General features: G+C 71.4%; 13 protein-coding genes and 1 tRNA gene. 7 read left to right on the forward strand and 7 right to left on the reverse strand.

From position 1 onward, the window contains the following. Positions 1-131: 131 nt before the first annotated feature. Positions 132-806 carry a Crp/Fnr family transcriptional regulator gene (locus tag OG899_RS12065; protein WP_125498000.1) on the forward strand — a complete coding sequence of 225 codons (675 nt, stop codon included), beginning with the start codon at positions 132-134 and terminating at the stop codon, positions 804-806. A 189-nt stretch (positions 807-995) separates the two neighbouring features. On the opposite strand, the gene OG899_RS12070 is transcribed toward OG899_RS12065, so the two are convergent. From OG899_RS12070 to OG899_RS12085, 4 genes are all read right to left on the reverse strand, one after another. After that, positions 996-1,832, reverse strand: a complete 837-nt coding sequence (locus tag OG899_RS12070) for an MBL fold metallo-hydrolase (protein ID WP_406311023.1) — start codon at positions 1,830-1,832, stop codon at positions 996-998. Positions 1,833-1,878: 46 nt separating this feature from the next. Next, complete coding sequence (locus OG899_RS12075; protein WP_189427847.1) at positions 1,879-2,763, reverse strand: NUDIX domain-containing protein; 885 nt, start codon at positions 2,761-2,763, stop codon at positions 1,879-1,881. 92 nt (positions 2,764-2,855) lie between these two features. After that, positions 2,856-3,320 (reverse strand): RidA family protein, encoded by a 465-nt coding sequence (locus OG899_RS12080; protein ID WP_189427846.1) that lies wholly within the window; start codon positions 3,318-3,320, stop codon positions 2,856-2,858. Next, entirely contained in the window at positions 3,317-3,475 is a 159-nt protein-coding gene (locus OG899_RS12085) for a DUF4177 domain-containing protein (protein WP_009189813.1), read from the reverse strand. The genes OG899_RS12080 and OG899_RS12085 overlap by 4 nt, the downstream gene beginning before the upstream one ends. 202 nt (positions 3,476-3,677) lie before the next feature. On the opposite strand from OG899_RS12085, the gene OG899_RS12090 reads away from it, so the two are divergent. Next, positions 3,678-4,664: an ArsA-related P-loop ATPase gene (locus OG899_RS12090; protein WP_189427845.1), complete on the forward strand. Its 987-nt coding sequence runs from the start codon at positions 3,678-3,680 to the stop codon at positions 4,662-4,664. Further along, positions 4,661-6,019, forward strand: a complete 1,359-nt coding sequence (locus OG899_RS12095; protein WP_125497995.1) for an ArsA family ATPase — start codon at positions 4,661-4,663, stop codon at positions 6,017-6,019. Before OG899_RS12090 ends, OG899_RS12095 begins: the two co-directional genes overlap by 4 nt. A 475-nt stretch (positions 6,020-6,494) precedes the next feature. Here OG899_RS12095 and OG899_RS12100 read toward each other — a convergent pair whose 3' ends face one another. Next, a complete protein-coding gene (locus tag OG899_RS12100; RefSeq protein ID WP_185867845.1) occupies positions 6,495-6,818 on the reverse strand; it encodes a WhiB family transcriptional regulator in 324 nt (107 codons plus the stop codon). 450 nt (positions 6,819-7,268) lie between these two features. Here OG899_RS12100 and OG899_RS12105 point away from each other — a divergent pair, with 450 nt between their 5' ends. Beyond that, on the forward strand, positions 7,269-9,584 hold the full coding sequence (locus tag OG899_RS12105; RefSeq protein ID WP_125497994.1) for a transglycosylase domain-containing protein: 2,316 nt from the start codon (positions 7,269-7,271) through the stop codon (positions 9,582-9,584). A 179-nt stretch (positions 9,585-9,763) separates the two neighbouring features. Here the strand turns inward: OG899_RS12105 and OG899_RS12110 are convergent, their stop codons facing one another. Next, on the reverse strand, positions 9,764-10,228 hold the full coding sequence (locus OG899_RS12110) for a GatB/YqeY domain-containing protein (RefSeq protein WP_125497993.1): 465 nt from the start codon (positions 10,226-10,228) through the stop codon (positions 9,764-9,766). A 128-nt stretch (positions 10,229-10,356) separates the two neighbouring features. Between OG899_RS12110 and OG899_RS12115 the strand changes: the two genes are divergently transcribed. The 3 genes from OG899_RS12115 to OG899_RS12125 all read left to right on the forward strand — a co-directional run bounded on the left by OG899_RS12115 (position 10,357) and on the right by OG899_RS12125 (position 12,692). Next, positions 10,357-11,283 (forward strand): metallophosphoesterase, encoded by a 927-nt coding sequence (locus tag OG899_RS12115; protein ID WP_125497992.1) that lies wholly within the window; start codon positions 10,357-10,359, stop codon positions 11,281-11,283. Positions 11,284-11,823: 540 nt separating this feature from the next. Continuing rightward, the gene (locus tag OG899_RS12120; RefSeq protein ID WP_229813931.1) at positions 11,824-12,585 is read left to right on the forward strand and encodes a Pr6Pr family membrane protein; all 762 of its coding nucleotides are present in this window, start codon (positions 11,824-11,826) and stop codon (positions 12,583-12,585) included. Between the two features lie 33 nt (positions 12,586-12,618). Then, positions 12,619-12,692, forward strand: a tRNA-Pro gene (locus OG899_RS12125). A gap of 702 nt (positions 12,693-13,394) precedes the next feature. Here the strand turns inward: OG899_RS12125 and OG899_RS12130 are convergent. Further along, entirely contained in the window at positions 13,395-14,348 is a 954-nt protein-coding gene (locus OG899_RS12130; protein ID WP_168131911.1) for an FAD-dependent oxidoreductase, read from the reverse strand. Between the last annotated feature and the right edge of the window lie 32 nt (positions 14,349-14,380).

Here is a 14,380-nt window from a genome sequence, read left to right on the forward strand (position 1 = left end):
GTACGTCCGGACACCAGTGCGGCATCCTTGTGACAGATCACACTGTTTGGACCGTCCGGCAAAATGGGGAACACGGTCCCCTGGCACACGGGGATCAAGATCCTCTGAGCAGGTCGACAAGGAGAGAACTCGTGGACGACGTTCTGCGGCGCAATCCGCTCTTCGCGGCGCTCGACGACGAGCAGGCCGCGGAACTCCGCGCCTCCATGACGGAGGTGACCCTGGCCCGTGGCGACTCGCTGTTCCACGAGGGTGACCCGGGCGACCGTCTGTACGTGGTCACCGAGGGCAAGGTCAAGCTGCACCGCACCTCCCCCGACGGCCGCGAGAACATGCTGGCCGTCGTGGGCCCCGGCGAGCTGATCGGCGAGCTGTCCCTGTTCGACCCCGGCCCCCGCACCGCCACGGCGACCGCGCTGACCGAGGTCAAGATGCTGGCCCTCGCCCACGGCGACCTCCAGCCCTGGCTGAACGCGCGGCCCGAGGTGGCCGGTGCCCTGCTGCGTGCCGTCGCCCGGCGTCTGCGCAAGACCAACGACCAGATGTCCGACCTGGTCTTCTCCGACGTGCCGGGCCGTGTGGCCCGCGCCCTGCTGGACCTGTCCCGTCGTTTCGGCGTGCAGTCCGAGGAGGGCATCCACGTCGTGCACGACCTGACGCAGGAGGAGCTGGCCCAGCTGGTCGGCGCGTCCCGCGAGACCGTGAACAAGGCCCTGGCGGACTTCGCCCAGCGCGGCTGGCTGCGGCTGGAGGCCCGCGCGGTCATCCTGCTGGACGTGGAGCGGCTGGCCAAGCGGTCGCGCTGACGCAACGCCTCGCGTCCGCACTCCGATGATGCGGACGCATCACGTCCGTGTCCCGTATCCGATCCGGACGCGTCGCGTCTGCGTCCGGATCCGGTTCCCACACATCGCTGCCCCGCCCGCGCGCCGCTCCCGCGCCCGGCTCACGGCTCACGGCTCACGGCTCACGGCTCACGGCTCACGGCTCACGGCTCACGGCTGCACGATCCCGTGTTCCGCCAGATAGTCCAGCTGGGCGCGCACCGACAGCTCGGCCGCCGGCCACAGGGACCGGTCGACGTCCGCGTAGACGTGGGCGACCACCTCGGCCGGGGTGCGGTACCCCCTCTCCACGGCCGTCTCGACCTGGGCGAGCCGGTGGGCCCGGTGGGCGAGGTAGTACTCGACGGCGCCCTGGGCGTCCTCGAGGACGGGCCCGTGGCCCGGAAGGATGGTGTGCACCCCGTCGTCGACCGTGAGCGACCGCAGCCGCTGCAGCGAGTCCAGGTAGTCGCCGAGCCGTCCGTCCGGGTGCGCCACGACCGTCGCCCCCCGGCCCAGGACGGTGTCGCCGGTCAGCACGGCCCGGTCGGCGGGCAGGTGGAAGCTCAGCGAGTCCGCGGTGTGGCCCGGTGTGGGCACCACGCGCAGCTCCAGGCCGCCGACGGTGATCACGTCACCGGCACCCAGACCCTCGTCGCCCAGCCGCAGCGCCGGGTCGAGGGCGCGCACCCGGGTCCGGGTCAGCTCGGCGAAACGTGCGGCACCCTCCGCGTGGTCGGCGTGGCCGTGCGTCAGCAGGGTCAGCGCGATCCGCTTGCCGGCCTTCTCCGCCGTGTCGACGACGGTGCGCAGGTGCCCTTCGTCCAGCGGGCCCGGATCGATCACGACCGCCAGGTCGGAGTCGGGTTCGGAGACGATCCAGGTGTTGGTGCCGTCCAGCGTCATGGCGGACGGGTTGGGCGCGAGGACGTTGACGGCCCGCTCGGTGGCGGGGCCGGAGACGACGCCGCCGCGGGGCTGGCCGGGGAGCGATGCTGCGTCCGTCATGCGGAGTCCTTCCTGGGCGTCGTGCGTACGGGGACGGCGGGGATGCTCACGCGGAGGCCGGGGGACGTCCCGTGCGCTCGTGGTCGATGCGCCGGGTGAACTCGTCGTGGCCCGGCCAGGACAGGACGACCTCGCCGTCCACCAGGCGGGCACGGGCCAGTACGGGGGTCAGGTCGCGCTCGGGCGCCGCCGCGAGCGCCTCGGCGGCGGTGCGGCAGGCGGTGAGCGAGCGCAGGGTGGCGATGGTGGGCGGCATCATCAGCAGCTCGCCCGCGTCGTATCCGGCCGCCGCCTCGGCGGGGCGGATCCACACCGTGCGGTCGGCCTCGCCGGAGGCGTTGCGGGCGCGCTGGCCCTCGGGCAGGGCGGCCACGAAGAACCAGGTGTCGTAGCGGCGGGCCTCGAACTCGGGGGTGATCCACCGCGCCCACGCGCCCAGCAGGTCCGAGCGCAGCACCAGGCCACGTCGGTCGAGGAACGCGGAGAAGGACAGCTCACGTGCGACCAGGGCGGCGCGATCGGCCTCCCAGTCCGGGCCGGTGGTGTCGCCGACGACCACGTCGTCGTCGGGCCCGGCGAGCAGGACCCCGGTCTCCTCGAACGTCTCGCGCACGGCCGCGCACACGATCGCCTGCGCGGACGCCTCGTCCACCCCGAGCCGGTCGGCCCACCAGATGCGCGAGGGGCCCGCCCAGCGGACCAGGCGGTCGTCGTCGCGCGGGTCCACGCCGCCACCCGGATACGCGTACGCGCCTCCGGCGAAGGCCATGGAGGCGCGTCTGCGCAGCATATGGACGACGGGACCGGCGTCGGTGTCCCGCAGCAGCATGACGGTGGCCGCGCGCCGGGGCGTGACCGGCGTGAGCCGGCCGTCCGCGAGCGCGCGGATGCGGTCCGGCCAGTCCGGAGGGAACCACTGACCATTCGCCATGGCCGGAGGCTATCGGTTGACGCGCGAATGTTCGACAGGTCCCCCTCGGGTGCGGGCGCCGGACCGGTGACCCGCACGGAGCGGAACGGGCGTTACTGCGCCAGCTCCACCTGGATCTCCACCTCCACCGGCGCGTCCAGTGGCAGCACCGCCACACCGACCGCGCTGCGGGCGTGCACGCCCTTGTCGCCCAGTACCTCGCTCAGCAGCTCGCTCGCGCCGTTGACGACGCCCGGCTGGCCGGTGAAGTCCGCGGCCGAGGCCACATAGCCGACGACCTTCACCACCCGCGCGATGCGGTCCAGGTCGCCGGCGACGGACTTGACGGCGGCGAGCGCGTTGAGGGCGCAGGCACGGGCCAGGTCCTTGGCCTCCTCCGGGGTGACCTCCAGGCCCACCTTGCCGGTGACCGGCAGCTTGCCGTCCACCATCGGCAGCTGGCCGGCCGTGAACACGTACGGCCCGGACTGCACGGCGGGCTGGTAGGCGGCGATCGGCGGCACGACCTCCGGCAGCGTCAGGCCGAGCTCGGCCAGCCTGGCCTCGACCGCGCTCACGCCTGCTTCTCCCGCTTCAGGTAGGCCACCAGCTGCTCGGGGTTGGGGCCGGGCACGACCTGGACGAGCTCCCAGCCGTCCTCGCCCCAGGTGTCCAGGATCTGCTTCGTGGCGTGGACGAGCAGCGGCACGGTTGCGTATTCCCACTTGGTCATGGGCCGACTGTATCCGCTGCGGCCGGCCCTCATCCGCCCGCGGTCGCACCCGGCACGCGGCCCGTCGCACCCCGGCCCGCGGACGCCTGCCCCACCCGGCGGTCCGACGGGGCAGGGCGGCCGCGGTCCGTCGCCGCACCACGCCGTGGGTTGTCCACAGCCTCCCGCGTGACCGCGGCACCGACTGGTTACGCTCGAAGACGTGAGCAGGCTCCAGGTCGTCAGCGGCAAGGGCGGGACCGGCAAGACGACGGTCGCCGCCGCCCTCGCGCTGGCCCTGGCCACGGAGGGGAAGCGGACGCTCCTCGTCGAGGTCGAGGGCCGCCAGGGCATCGCACAGCTCTTCGAAACGGAGGCGCTGCCGTACGAGGAACGGAAGATCGCGGTCGCCCCCGGCGGCGGGGAGGTGTACGCGCTCGCCATCGACCCCGAACTCGCCCTGCTGGACTACCTGCAGATGTTCTACAAGCTGGGCAGCGCGGGACGCGCCCTGAAGCGGATCGGGGCCATCGACTTCGCCACCACCATCGCCCCCGGCCTCAGGGACGTCCTGCTGACCGGCAAGGCGTGCGAGGCGGTGCGCCGCAAGGACCGCTCGGGCCGGTTCGTCTACGACCACGTCGTCATGGACGCCCCGCCGACCGGCCGCATCGCCCGCTTCCTCAACGTCAACGACGAGGTCGCCGGCCTGGCCAAGATCGGCCCGATACACAATCAGGCCCAGTCGGTGATGCGGGTGCTCAAATCGCCCGAGACGGCGGTGCACCTGGTGACCCTGCTGGAGGAGATGCCCGTGCAGGAGACCGCGGACGGCATCGCCGAACTGCGCGCGGCACGCCTGCCGGTGGGCCGGGTCATCGTGAACATGGTGCGCCCGCAGGTGCTCGACGCCGCCGACCTGGAGGTGCTGCGCACCGCGCCGCGCACGGCGCTCGCCCGGTCGCTGTCCACGGCCGGCCTCGACGGCGCGCGGCGCGGCGGCTCGGCCGAGCAGCTGGTGGAGCCGCTGCTGGCACAGGCCGAGGAGTACGCCGAGCGGTACGCGCTGGAGCAGGAGCAGCGCGCGGTCCTGGGCGAGCTGGGCCTGCCGCTGCACGAGCTGCCGCTGCTCGCGGAGGGCATGGACGTGGCGGGCCTGTACGAGTTGGCGCGCGAGCTGCGCAAGCAGGGATTGCAGGGAGGGTCATGAGCCCGCATGCGGCGCGTGCCGCGGAGACCGGCCGGTCCTCCGCCCACGCCCAGGACGGCACCCGTCGGCTGGCACCCGCGCCTGTGCTCGACGTCGATCCGCTGCTCGACGACCCGGACACCCGGATCATCGTGTGCTGCGGTTCGGGCGGTGTCGGCAAGACCACGACGGCGGCGGCCCTGGGGCTGCGCGCCGCCGAGCGCGGCCGGAAGGTCGTCGTCCTGACCATCGACCCCGCCCGCCGCCTGGCGCAGTCCATGGGCATCGACTCCCTGGACAACGTGCCTCGCCGGGTCAAGGGCACCGAGGGCGACGGCGAGCTGCACGCCATGATGCTCGACATGAAGCGCACCTTCGACGAGGTCGTCGAGGCGCACGCGGATCCCGAGCGGGCGGCCGCGATCCTGGCCAACCCCTTCTACCAGTCGCTCTCGGCGGGCTTCGCGGGCACGCAGGAGTACATGGCGATGGAGAAGCTGGGCCAGCTGCGCGCCCGCGACGAGTGGGACCTCATCGTCGTCGACACCCCTCCCTCCCGCTCGGCGTTGGACTTCCTGGACGCCCCCAAGCGGCTCGGCTCCTTCCTGGACGGCCGGCTCATCCGCCTGCTGACGGCACCGGCCAAGCTCGGCGGGCGCGCGGGGATGAAGTTCCTGAACGTCGGCATGTCGATGATGACGGGCACGCTCGGCAAGCTGCTCGGCGGTCAGCTGCTGAAGGACGTGCAGACGTTCGTCGCCGCGATGGACACCACCTTCGGCGGCTTCCGCACCCGCGCGGACGCCACCTACAAGCTGCTGCAGGCGCCGGGCACGGCGTTCTTGGTGGTGGCGGCCCCGGAGCGGGACGCGCTGCGCGAGGCCGCGTACTTCGTCGAACGGCTGGCCGCGGAACGGATGCCGTTGGCCGGTCTGGTGCTCAACCGGGTCCACGGCAGCGGTGCCGACCAGCTGTCGGCCGAGCGGGCGCTCGCGGCTGCGGAAAATCTTGAAGAGTCCCGCATTGTGGATCAGGGCGACGGGAAAGCTGGACTTCGTAACTCCCCTACACAGCAAGGACGTTCAGACTCTCCCGCGCACTCCTCCGTCGCCCCGGAGCCGGAGTCGACCGCCCGCACGCCGTCCCCGGACGCGGTCGACCAGGTCACCGCGGGCCTGCTGAGGCTGCATGCCGAGCGCATGCAGCTGCTCGCGCGCGAGCAGCGCACCCGGGACCGGTTCACCGCCCGGCACCCGGAGGTGGCGGTGGCCGAGGTGCCCGCTCTGCCCGGGGACGTGCACGACCTCACGGGACTGCGGGACATCGGCAACCGGCTCGCGGACAACCGCCGCGAGCTGCCCGACACCGACGGCTGACCGACGGCAGCGCCCGGAAGGCCCCGGGCCGCCCGGGCCGCCCGGACAGGCCCGCGAGGGCCGAGGCCGGCCGGACAAGGGCTGCGCGCGCCCGCGCAGTCACCCGCGCGGCGCCCACGCAGCCCGGACGTACCGGGACCACCGGACAACAGCGAACGCCTCCCCGGCAAAGGGAAGACACCGCACCCGGCACACAGCGGGCGCCGCACCCGGCGGGCCGGCGGCACGGACAGCTCCCGTACCGCTCGCTCGCCCCGTACGACACGGCCTCCGGCCACCCGGACGGACCAACGTGGTCCTGCCGAAGCCAAGGACACCCGTTGGAACCAACCAAGGGCACCCGTCGGACCGACGCGACGGCAGTCCGTCAGCCGGCACGCCCCCGGCATCGCACCCGGCACGACACGACCGACCGGCCGCGCCGCAAACACGGCCGAAAAGGGCTCGTCGGAACCGCAGTCCCGGCCGGGGCGGCTCAGCTCACCGCCGCGTACTTCCGGTCCTCGTCGTAGGAGCCGGCTCCCCGCTCGTACTCCATGCGGGCGGTCTCCAGCAGCCGGCGCCACGAGGTCACGGTGGGCCGCCGGCGCAGCAGTGCGCGGCGCTCCCGTTCGGTCATCCCACCCCACACGCCGAATTCGACGCGATTGTCGAGCGCATCGGCGAGGCACTCGGTGCGTACCGGGCATCCGGTGCACACCGCCTTGGCCCTGTTCTGCGCTGCTCCCTGTACGAACAGTTCATCCGGATCGGTAGTGCGGCAGGCCGCCTGCGCACTCCAGTCGGTTACCCAGCCCATACCGGCGCCGTCCTCTCCCGAATCGAGGCTCCCCCACGGCGACGGCGGCATATTCACCGCCGCCAGTTGAGGACGTTACGGAAGGCTGGGCAGAGCGCAACACCCCCAGCGGGCCCAATCTTGCATGGCCCGAACGGACTATGAGTGAGCCGCAGATCACCCAGGGGAGTGACCTGGCGACATGTGCGACATTCCCGATGAAACGGGATTTTTCCGTGCACCACAACGGACACGGGGGGACGTATCCAGCACATTCGAGCACCCTTCGTACACGCCCGCCGGGCCGCTTCCGCCGGACCTCTCACCGCCCCGGAGGAGAGCGTCACGCCCCGCGAACCGCGTGACGATCACCGCACGAATTGAGACATCGCCGTACCGCTGTGACAGTTGAGAGCAGCTTAGGCCAACGCATATACGCCTGTCCGGTGAATGAGAACGTAGGCTGCCCTCATGCCAAACAAGCGCTCGGGCGGTGGTCTGTCGCCAACGCAGCAGGCCGCCAAGTTCCTCGGTGTCAGTGTGCTCGCGGGAGTGGTGCTGGCCGGCATCGCACTGCCCGCGGCCGGCGCACTGGGCCTGGCGGCCAAGGGATCCGTCGAGGGGTTCGACGAGATCCCGGCCGATCTCAAGCGCCCGCCGCTCAGCCAGCGCACCACGATCCTGGACAGCCAGGGACGCCAGATCGCGCAGGTCTACTCGCGCGACCGCACGGTGGTGCCGCTGAAGGACATCTCGCCCTACATGCAGAAGGCGATCGTCGCCATCGAGGACTCGCGCTTCTACCAGCACGGCGCGATCGACCTCAAGGGCGTGCTGCGCGCGCTGAACAAGAACGCCCAGGAGGGCGGCGTCGCCCAGGGCGCCTCCACGCTCACCCAGCAGTACGTCAAGAACGTCTTCGTGGAGGAGGCCGGCGACGACCCGACCAAGGTCGCCCAGGCCACCCAGCAGACCCTCGGCCGCAAGATCAAGGAACTGAAGTACGCCATCCAGGTCGAGCAGGAGCTGGGCAAGAAGAAGATCCTCGAGAACTATCTGAACATCACCTTCTTCGGCCAGCAGGCCTACGGCATCGAGGCCGCCTCCCAGCGCTACTTCTCCCAGCACGCCAAGGACCTGACCCTGCCCCAGGCGGCCCTGCTGGCCGGGCTCGTGCAGTCCCCGAGCCGCTACGACCCGGTCAACGACCCGGCCGAGGCCACCAGGCGCCGCAACGTCGTGCTGCAGCGCATGGCCGAGGTCGGCGACATCTCGCAAGAGGAGGCCGACAAGGCGAAGAAGGAGCCGCTGGGCCTGAAGGTCACCCCGCCGCGCAACGGCTGCATCACGGCCGTCGACGGCGCCGCCTTCTTCTGCAAGTACGTCGAGCAGGTCTTCCTCAACGACCCCGTCTTCGGCAAGACCCGCGCCGACCGCGCCAAGATCTGGAACCAGGGCGGCCTGACCATCCGCACCACCCTGGATCCGCAGGCCCAGGCCGCGGTGCAGGCGTCGCTCAAGAAGCACGTCTACCAGTCGGACTCGGTCGCGGCCGCCGCCGTGCTGGTCGAGCCCGGCACCGGGAAGATCGTCGCCATGGGCCAGTCCAAGCCGTACGGCTACGGCAAGGACCAGACCGAGATCAACTATGCGGTCGGCAGCGACCGGGGCGGCTCGAACTTCGGTTTCCCGACCGGTTCGACGTTCAAGCCGTTCGTGGCGGCCGCGGCGATCGAGGGCGGCAAGCCCCCGACGCAGGAGTACTCCTCGCCGTACAAGATGCCGTACCCGAGCCCGGTGCAGGCGTGCGACGGCAAGCAGTGGACCAACACCGACCACAACGAGGTGGAGAACGAGAGCACCTCGGAGCACGGCCCGTACGCCTTGAAGGAGGCCATGGCGAAGTCGGTCAACACCTACTTCGTCCAGATGATCTCCGACATCGGTCTGTGCCCGGTGGTGAAGATGACCGACAAGCTGCACGTGGTGCAGGGCAACGGGCAGAAGCTCCCGCAGCAGCCCTCCATCGCGCTCGGCGCGATCGGCATCTCGCCTCTGACCATGGCCTCGGCGTACGCCGCCTTCGCCTCCCGCGGCGTGTACTGCACCCCGGTCGCCATCGAGTCGATCACCCAGAGCACCGGCGACCAGGAGAAGTCGCTGCCCGTGCCGAAGACCACCTGCACACGGGCCATGTCCCAGAAGACCGCGGACACCGTGACCACCCTCCTGCAGGGCGTGATCGACTCCGGTACCGGCAAGCAGGCGGGCCTGTCCGACCGCGACAACGCCGGCAAGACCGGTACGACGGACGAGCGGAAGAACGCCTGGTTCGTCGGGTACACCCCGAACATGGCGGGCGCCGTCTGGGTGGGCAGCGCCAGCCAGCAGGTGAAGATGACCAACATCCGCATCGGCGGTGTCCTGCACGGCCTGGTCTACGGCGCCGACGTGCCCGGCCCGATCTGGCGCGACGCGATGACCGGCGCCCTGCGCGGCAAGGCCGCCCCGTCCTTCCACCTCGTCGACATCCCGGACGGTGGTGACAAGGGAAAAGGCCGGGATCGGGGGAACGACGACACACACCCGGGCAACCAGGGCACGGGCGGAAACACCGGTGACGGCGGCGGTCTCTTCGGTGGCCTGTTCGGCGGCGGCCGGGGCGGCGGCACCGGCGGTGCGGGCAACGGCGGCGCCTTCCCGACCCCGACGTTCTCCTTGCCGCCGGGCTTCTTCCAGGGCCAGGACGGCGGGTTCCGCGGCCAGCGCGGCCACGGCGACGGCTGAGCCGGGCAGTCGGGGTCGGCAGGACGTCACGCGGCCTCGGTCCGCGTCCCGAGCCTGCGCATGACGTCCCCGGGTCCCGGTACGACTCGGTACGCCGAAGCATCGATACGACGAAGGGGCGCCACCCAGGGGGCGCCCCTTTCGTCTGCCGAAGCCGTCCGCCGCGGACGCGGGACGACTCAGCCGGCGAGCAGCTTCTTCACCACGGCGGCCACCTGGCCGCCCTCGGCCCGGCCCGCGACCTTCGGGCTCACGATCTTCATCACGGCGCCCATGGCACGCGGCCCCTCGGCGCCGGCCGCCTTGGCCTCCTCGATCGCCTGGACGACGATCGCCTGCAGCTCGTCGTCGGTGAGCGGCTGCGGCAGGTACGCGGTGAGCACCTCGCCCTCGGCCTTCTCCCGCTCGGCGGACTCCGTACGGCCGCCCTGCGCGAAGGCCTCCGCCGCCTCGCGGCGCTTCTTGGCCTCGTAGCTGATCACCTTCAGGACCTCGGCGTCGGTGAGTTCCCGCTTCTCCTTGCCGGCGACCTCCTCCTTGGTGATCGCGGCGAGCGTCAGCCGGAGCGTGGACGAGCGCAGCTCGTCCCGTTCCTTGATCGCGGCGTTGAGGTCGTCCTGCAGCTTCGACTTGAGCGTGGCCATGGCTCGATTGTGTCAGGTGTCCCACCTCCACCGCGCGCTCCTTTCCCCGGCGCCGCGCCACCGGTCCCCCACCACCGCTCCCCCGCCTCAATTTCCGTCTCCCGGCGCGCTGCTGAGATGCTGAGCGCATGCGCCTGCGATACGGAGTTCCCCTGGGCATCACGGCGGTCGCGGCCGCCGGGCTTCTCTACTCCGCGGGTTTCGAAGCCCGCTTCTTCCGCCTGCGGCGAGTGACGGTCCCGGTCCTGCCCTCGGGGATGCGCCCGCTGCGCATCCTGCAGGTCTCCGACATCCACATGGTCAGCGGCCAGCGCAAGAAGCAGCGCTGGCTGCGCTCGCTGGCCGGTCTGCGCCCCGACTTCGTGATCAACACGGGCGACAACCTCTCCGACCCGGAGGGCGTGCCGGAGGTCCTGGACGCGCTGGGCCCGCTGATGGAGTTCCCGGGCGCTTACGTCTTCGGCTCCAACGACTACTACGGCCCCCGGCTGCGCAACCCCGCCCGCTACCTCGTGGAGAAGGCCACCGGCCGCCACGGCCTGAACGGCAACCCGCCCGCGGTCGGCGCGATCCACAACCCGTGGGAGGACCTGCGGGACGGCTTCGACGCGGCGGGCTGGCTGAACCTGACCAACACCCGCGGCACCCTGAAGATCGAGGGCGTCTCGGTGGAGCTGACCGGCCTGGACGACCCCCACATCAAGCGGGACCGCTACGCCCAGGTGGCCGGCGGCCCCTCCGGCACGGCCGACTTCTCCATGGGTGTGGTGCACGCCCCCTACCTGCGCGTCCTGGACGCCTTCACGGCCGACGGCTACCCCCTGATCCTGGCCGGTCACACGCACGGCGGCCAGCTGTGCATCCCGTTCTACGGCGCCCTGGTCACCAACTGCGACCTGGACACCGACCGGGTCAAGGGCCTGTCCACCCACACCGCCGAGGGCCGCACCTCCTACCTGCACGTCTCGGCCGGCTGCGGCACCAACCGCTACACCCCGGTCCGCTTCGCCTGCCCTCCGGAGGCGACGCTGCTGACCCTGGTGGGGCGCGAGTAGGGGACCGTCGGGCGACGAGGACGCAGACAAGGACGTTGACGTGAGCGGGCCCCGGCCCGGCCCCGGAACGCGACCCCGGGGCCGGGCCGGGGCCCCGCCTTTCCGGACAAGGGGCCGTCGGACCCTGCAGCAGGTCACGGCCGGTCATGATCCGTCACACGGAAGAAAGCGATCACTCGTTCCCCTCGTAGCTCCGTCTCACCCGTCTCACCCATCTCAACCGTCTCACCCGCATCACCCGGGCAGCCCACCCGAATCGCCCGTTCTGTCCCGCATTCCTACCGTGAGGGCATGACCGCCGAGACCTCGCCGATACCCCCCGCAGCCGAGACCTCGCCGACCCCCGCCGCGCCCCCTGCGGCACCCGTCACGCATGCTGCGGCGCCTGCCGCACCTACGGCACCCGTCACGCCTCCCAAGGCGCCCGCCGTGCCCCCTGCGGCACCCGTCACGCCTCCCAAGGCGCCCGCCGCGCCCCCGCCGGAACCTGCCGCTCCTCCTCCGCCACCTCCGTCGGCGACGCCCTCGTTCCCCCGGGAGATTCCCGATCTCCCGGCGGTCCCGCCCACCCCGTTCCTGCTGCCCTCCTACGTCCCGGCGACCGCCGTGCTCCCGCCGGTGCGCCGCCCCTGGACAGGGGCGTACCGCGCGCTGATCGCCGCGGCAGCGGCCGGTGCGGTCGCGGTCGAGCTGCTCACCGGCCGCCCGCTCCGCGTCCTGAGCCACGCCGAGATCCAGACCGCGATCGCCCTCGCGGTGGTGCTGACGATCTCCGCGCGCCGGGCATGGACGGCCGCCCGCCCGCTCCCCGCCACCCTCACCGGCGCCGTCGTGCTCTACGTCACGACGACGGCCCTGATCCACCACCTGCTCCTGACCCCGCCCCCACCCACGTACTCGATCACGGGCACCCCCGGCGCCCACCCCCTGCTCCAGTCCGTGGCCGGCCACCTCCTCCACACCCTGCTCCCCCTCGCCGCCCTCCTGGACTGGCTCCTGCTGACCACCCCCGCCCGCCTTCACCCCCGCCAGACGGCCGGCTGGATGCTCTACCCCCTGGCCTACCTGGTCTTCTGCCTCACCCGCGGCGCCCTGCTGTCCCCGACCGCGCAGGACCGCTACCTCTACCCCTTCCTCGACGCCGCCCGGCACACTTACAAGCACGTCCTGGGCAACGCCCTCCTGATCGGCCTGGCCTGCTACGCCCTGGCCCTGTTCCTGGTGGGCGTCGATCACGTCCGCCCGGACCTGTTCCGCCGTCGCGGCAGAACCGGATTTCGTCTCCGGCGTCCGGTGGGCTAAAGTAAACGTCGTCGCCGCGACAGGCAGCGACACCGGGGTGTAGCGCAGCTTGGCAGCGCGCTTCGTTCGGGACGAAGAGGTCGTGGGTTCAAATCCCGCCACCCCGACAGAGAAGTACCAGGTCAGGGGCCTGATCCACTGAGTGGATCAGGCCCCTGACTCGTTCCCAGAGATCGTTTGGGAGAAATCTGGGAGAAGATCTTGGTCGGCGTCTCCCAGATGAGCCGGCGGCTGCCGCGATGAGATGCACGAGAGCCCACGTCTCGCTGCTACGCCTTCGCAAAATCAGCGGGATGCGGGGTCCGGTGAGCCAGACACAGCGGACCGCCGGCCAGCGGCCTTCTGCGGCACCACAGGCAACAGGTAGCTCTCCGGCCACGGGCTGATCAGCCGCTCTCGGCCTCACTGAGCGGGGGGAGGCACGATCTCGGATGGTCAGCGGACAGCCTGCTGAGACGGGATGCAGACCGACAGCCGGGAGCAACTGGTCCCTGTTGGCCACGTCGTTGGTCGGGCCGATTGCCGCATTTCGCGCTCCTGAGGAGGGATATCGTTGGCGAGTCGCCCGCACACGGGGTATCACGCCCACGCGTGGGTGACCAGCTGCAACAAACACGGCCTTCGGGTCGCCACCCTTTGACGAGCAAGGACACCCCCGACTGATGGCAGTGACCCAGCAGGAGATCGAGAACCGGTTGTGGGACGCCGCCGAGACCGGTGGCCGGTTGTGGGTCGGCTACAAGCGTGTCGGGGCGCCCTGAGCGATCCCGCGCTGCGGACGTCACAACGTCTGTTCTTCCACGTGCAGATCACTTGACGGAGAGCAACGCCCGAACCTCCTCGGCGCACCCCCACGACAGCGTGACGCCGGCGCCTCCGTGCCCGTAGTTGTGCACGACCACGGTGCCGTCCTCCCGCGTCTCTTCCTCCACCCGGACCGTGGCGCGGGTCGGTCGAGCGCCGACCCGGTGCTCCAGGACACGGGCCTCGGCGAGGCGGGGCTCGACCTCGGCACAGCGGGCGAGGATACCGGCCGCCCCCTTGTCGTCGGGGGCCAGATCGCCTTCGCCGTCGATCGCTGTGCCCCCCAGGACCACGGTGTCGCCGTGGGGGTAGAAACACAGGAGGTCCGGAGAGAGGCCGGTGTCCTCGGAGAAGAACTCGGTCAGCCCTGGGTTCGTGACGACGACGTGCTGACCGCGGATGGGCCGAAGGTCACGGTCCGGAACCAGGTCGCGCGCCCCGAGGCCCGCGCAGTTGACGATCGCCGAAGCCGGACCGGCGTCCGAGAGCGAAGTCAGCCGTCGCTGCTCGACCACACCGCCGGCATCGCGGAGTCGGCGCAGGAGGTAGTCGAGGTAGGTGGGCATGTCGATCAGTGGCACGGTGAACCGGTAGCCCGCCGTGAACCCGGCCGGTAGTTCAGCCCGCTCGCACGGCCGGAAACCCGGCAAAGTGGTGGCCCAGTCTGGCGCGGCTTCGGCCGTGCGGGATGCCTCGATGCCACTGGTGAGCCGGACGCCCGTCGCCGGGTCCTGGGCCAGCTCCCGGAAGATCTCCAGGGACCGTTGTCCCCACTGGTCGACCTTGTCCTTCGGTTCGACCAGGTAAGGCCCCCACATCGCCCCGGCCGCCAGCGACGTGACCCCCGGCACCTGCTCGGCGATCACGTGCACCGAAGCCCCGGCCTCGGCGAGAACGACGGCCGTGGTGAGTCCAGCCACCCCAGCCCCGACAACGACAACGCGCTCCCCTGCGGTCATGAGGTCGACCCTAAGCACCGGGTGACGTCGAT

Origin of the sequence: Streptomyces thermoviolaceus (assembly GCF_045209695.1) — a bacterium.
In the GTDB taxonomy this organism is placed as follows: domain Bacteria; phylum Actinomycetota; class Actinomycetes; order Streptomycetales; family Streptomycetaceae; genus Streptomyces; species Streptomyces thermoviolaceus.

What these genes read in the sequence shown, in the direction of transcription:
- OG899_RS12070 (WP_406311023.1), bottom strand. Translation starts at nt 1,832, where the DNA reads ATGACGGACGCAGCATCGCTCCCCGGCCAGCCCCGCGGCGGCGTCGTC.
- OG899_RS12110 (WP_125497993.1), bottom strand. Translation starts at nt 10,228, where the DNA reads ATGGCCACGCTCAAGTCGAAGCTGCAGGACGACCTCAACGCCGCGATC.
- OG899_RS12100 (WP_185867845.1), bottom strand. Translation starts at nt 6,818, where the DNA reads ATGGGCTGGGTAACCGACTGGAGTGCGCAGGCGGCCTGCCGCACTACC.
- OG899_RS12105 (WP_125497994.1), top strand. Translation starts at nt 7,269, where the DNA reads ATGCCAAACAAGCGCTCGGGCGGTGGTCTGTCGCCAACGCAGCAGGCC.
- OG899_RS12075 (WP_189427847.1), bottom strand. Translation starts at nt 2,763, where the DNA reads ATGGCGAATGGTCAGTGGTTCCCTCCGGACTGGCCGGACCGCATCCGC.
- OG899_RS12115 (WP_125497992.1), top strand. Translation starts at nt 10,357, where the DNA reads ATGCGCCTGCGATACGGAGTTCCCCTGGGCATCACGGCGGTCGCGGCC.
- OG899_RS12085 (WP_009189813.1), bottom strand. Translation starts at nt 3,475, where the DNA reads ATGACCAAGTGGGAATACGCAACCGTGCCGCTGCTCGTCCACGCCACG.
- OG899_RS12130 (WP_168131911.1), bottom strand. Translation starts at nt 14,348, where the DNA reads ATGACCGCAGGGGAGCGCGTTGTCGTTGTCGGGGCTGGGGTGGCTGGA.
- OG899_RS12095 (WP_125497995.1), top strand. Translation starts at nt 4,661, where the DNA reads ATGAGCCCGCATGCGGCGCGTGCCGCGGAGACCGGCCGGTCCTCCGCC.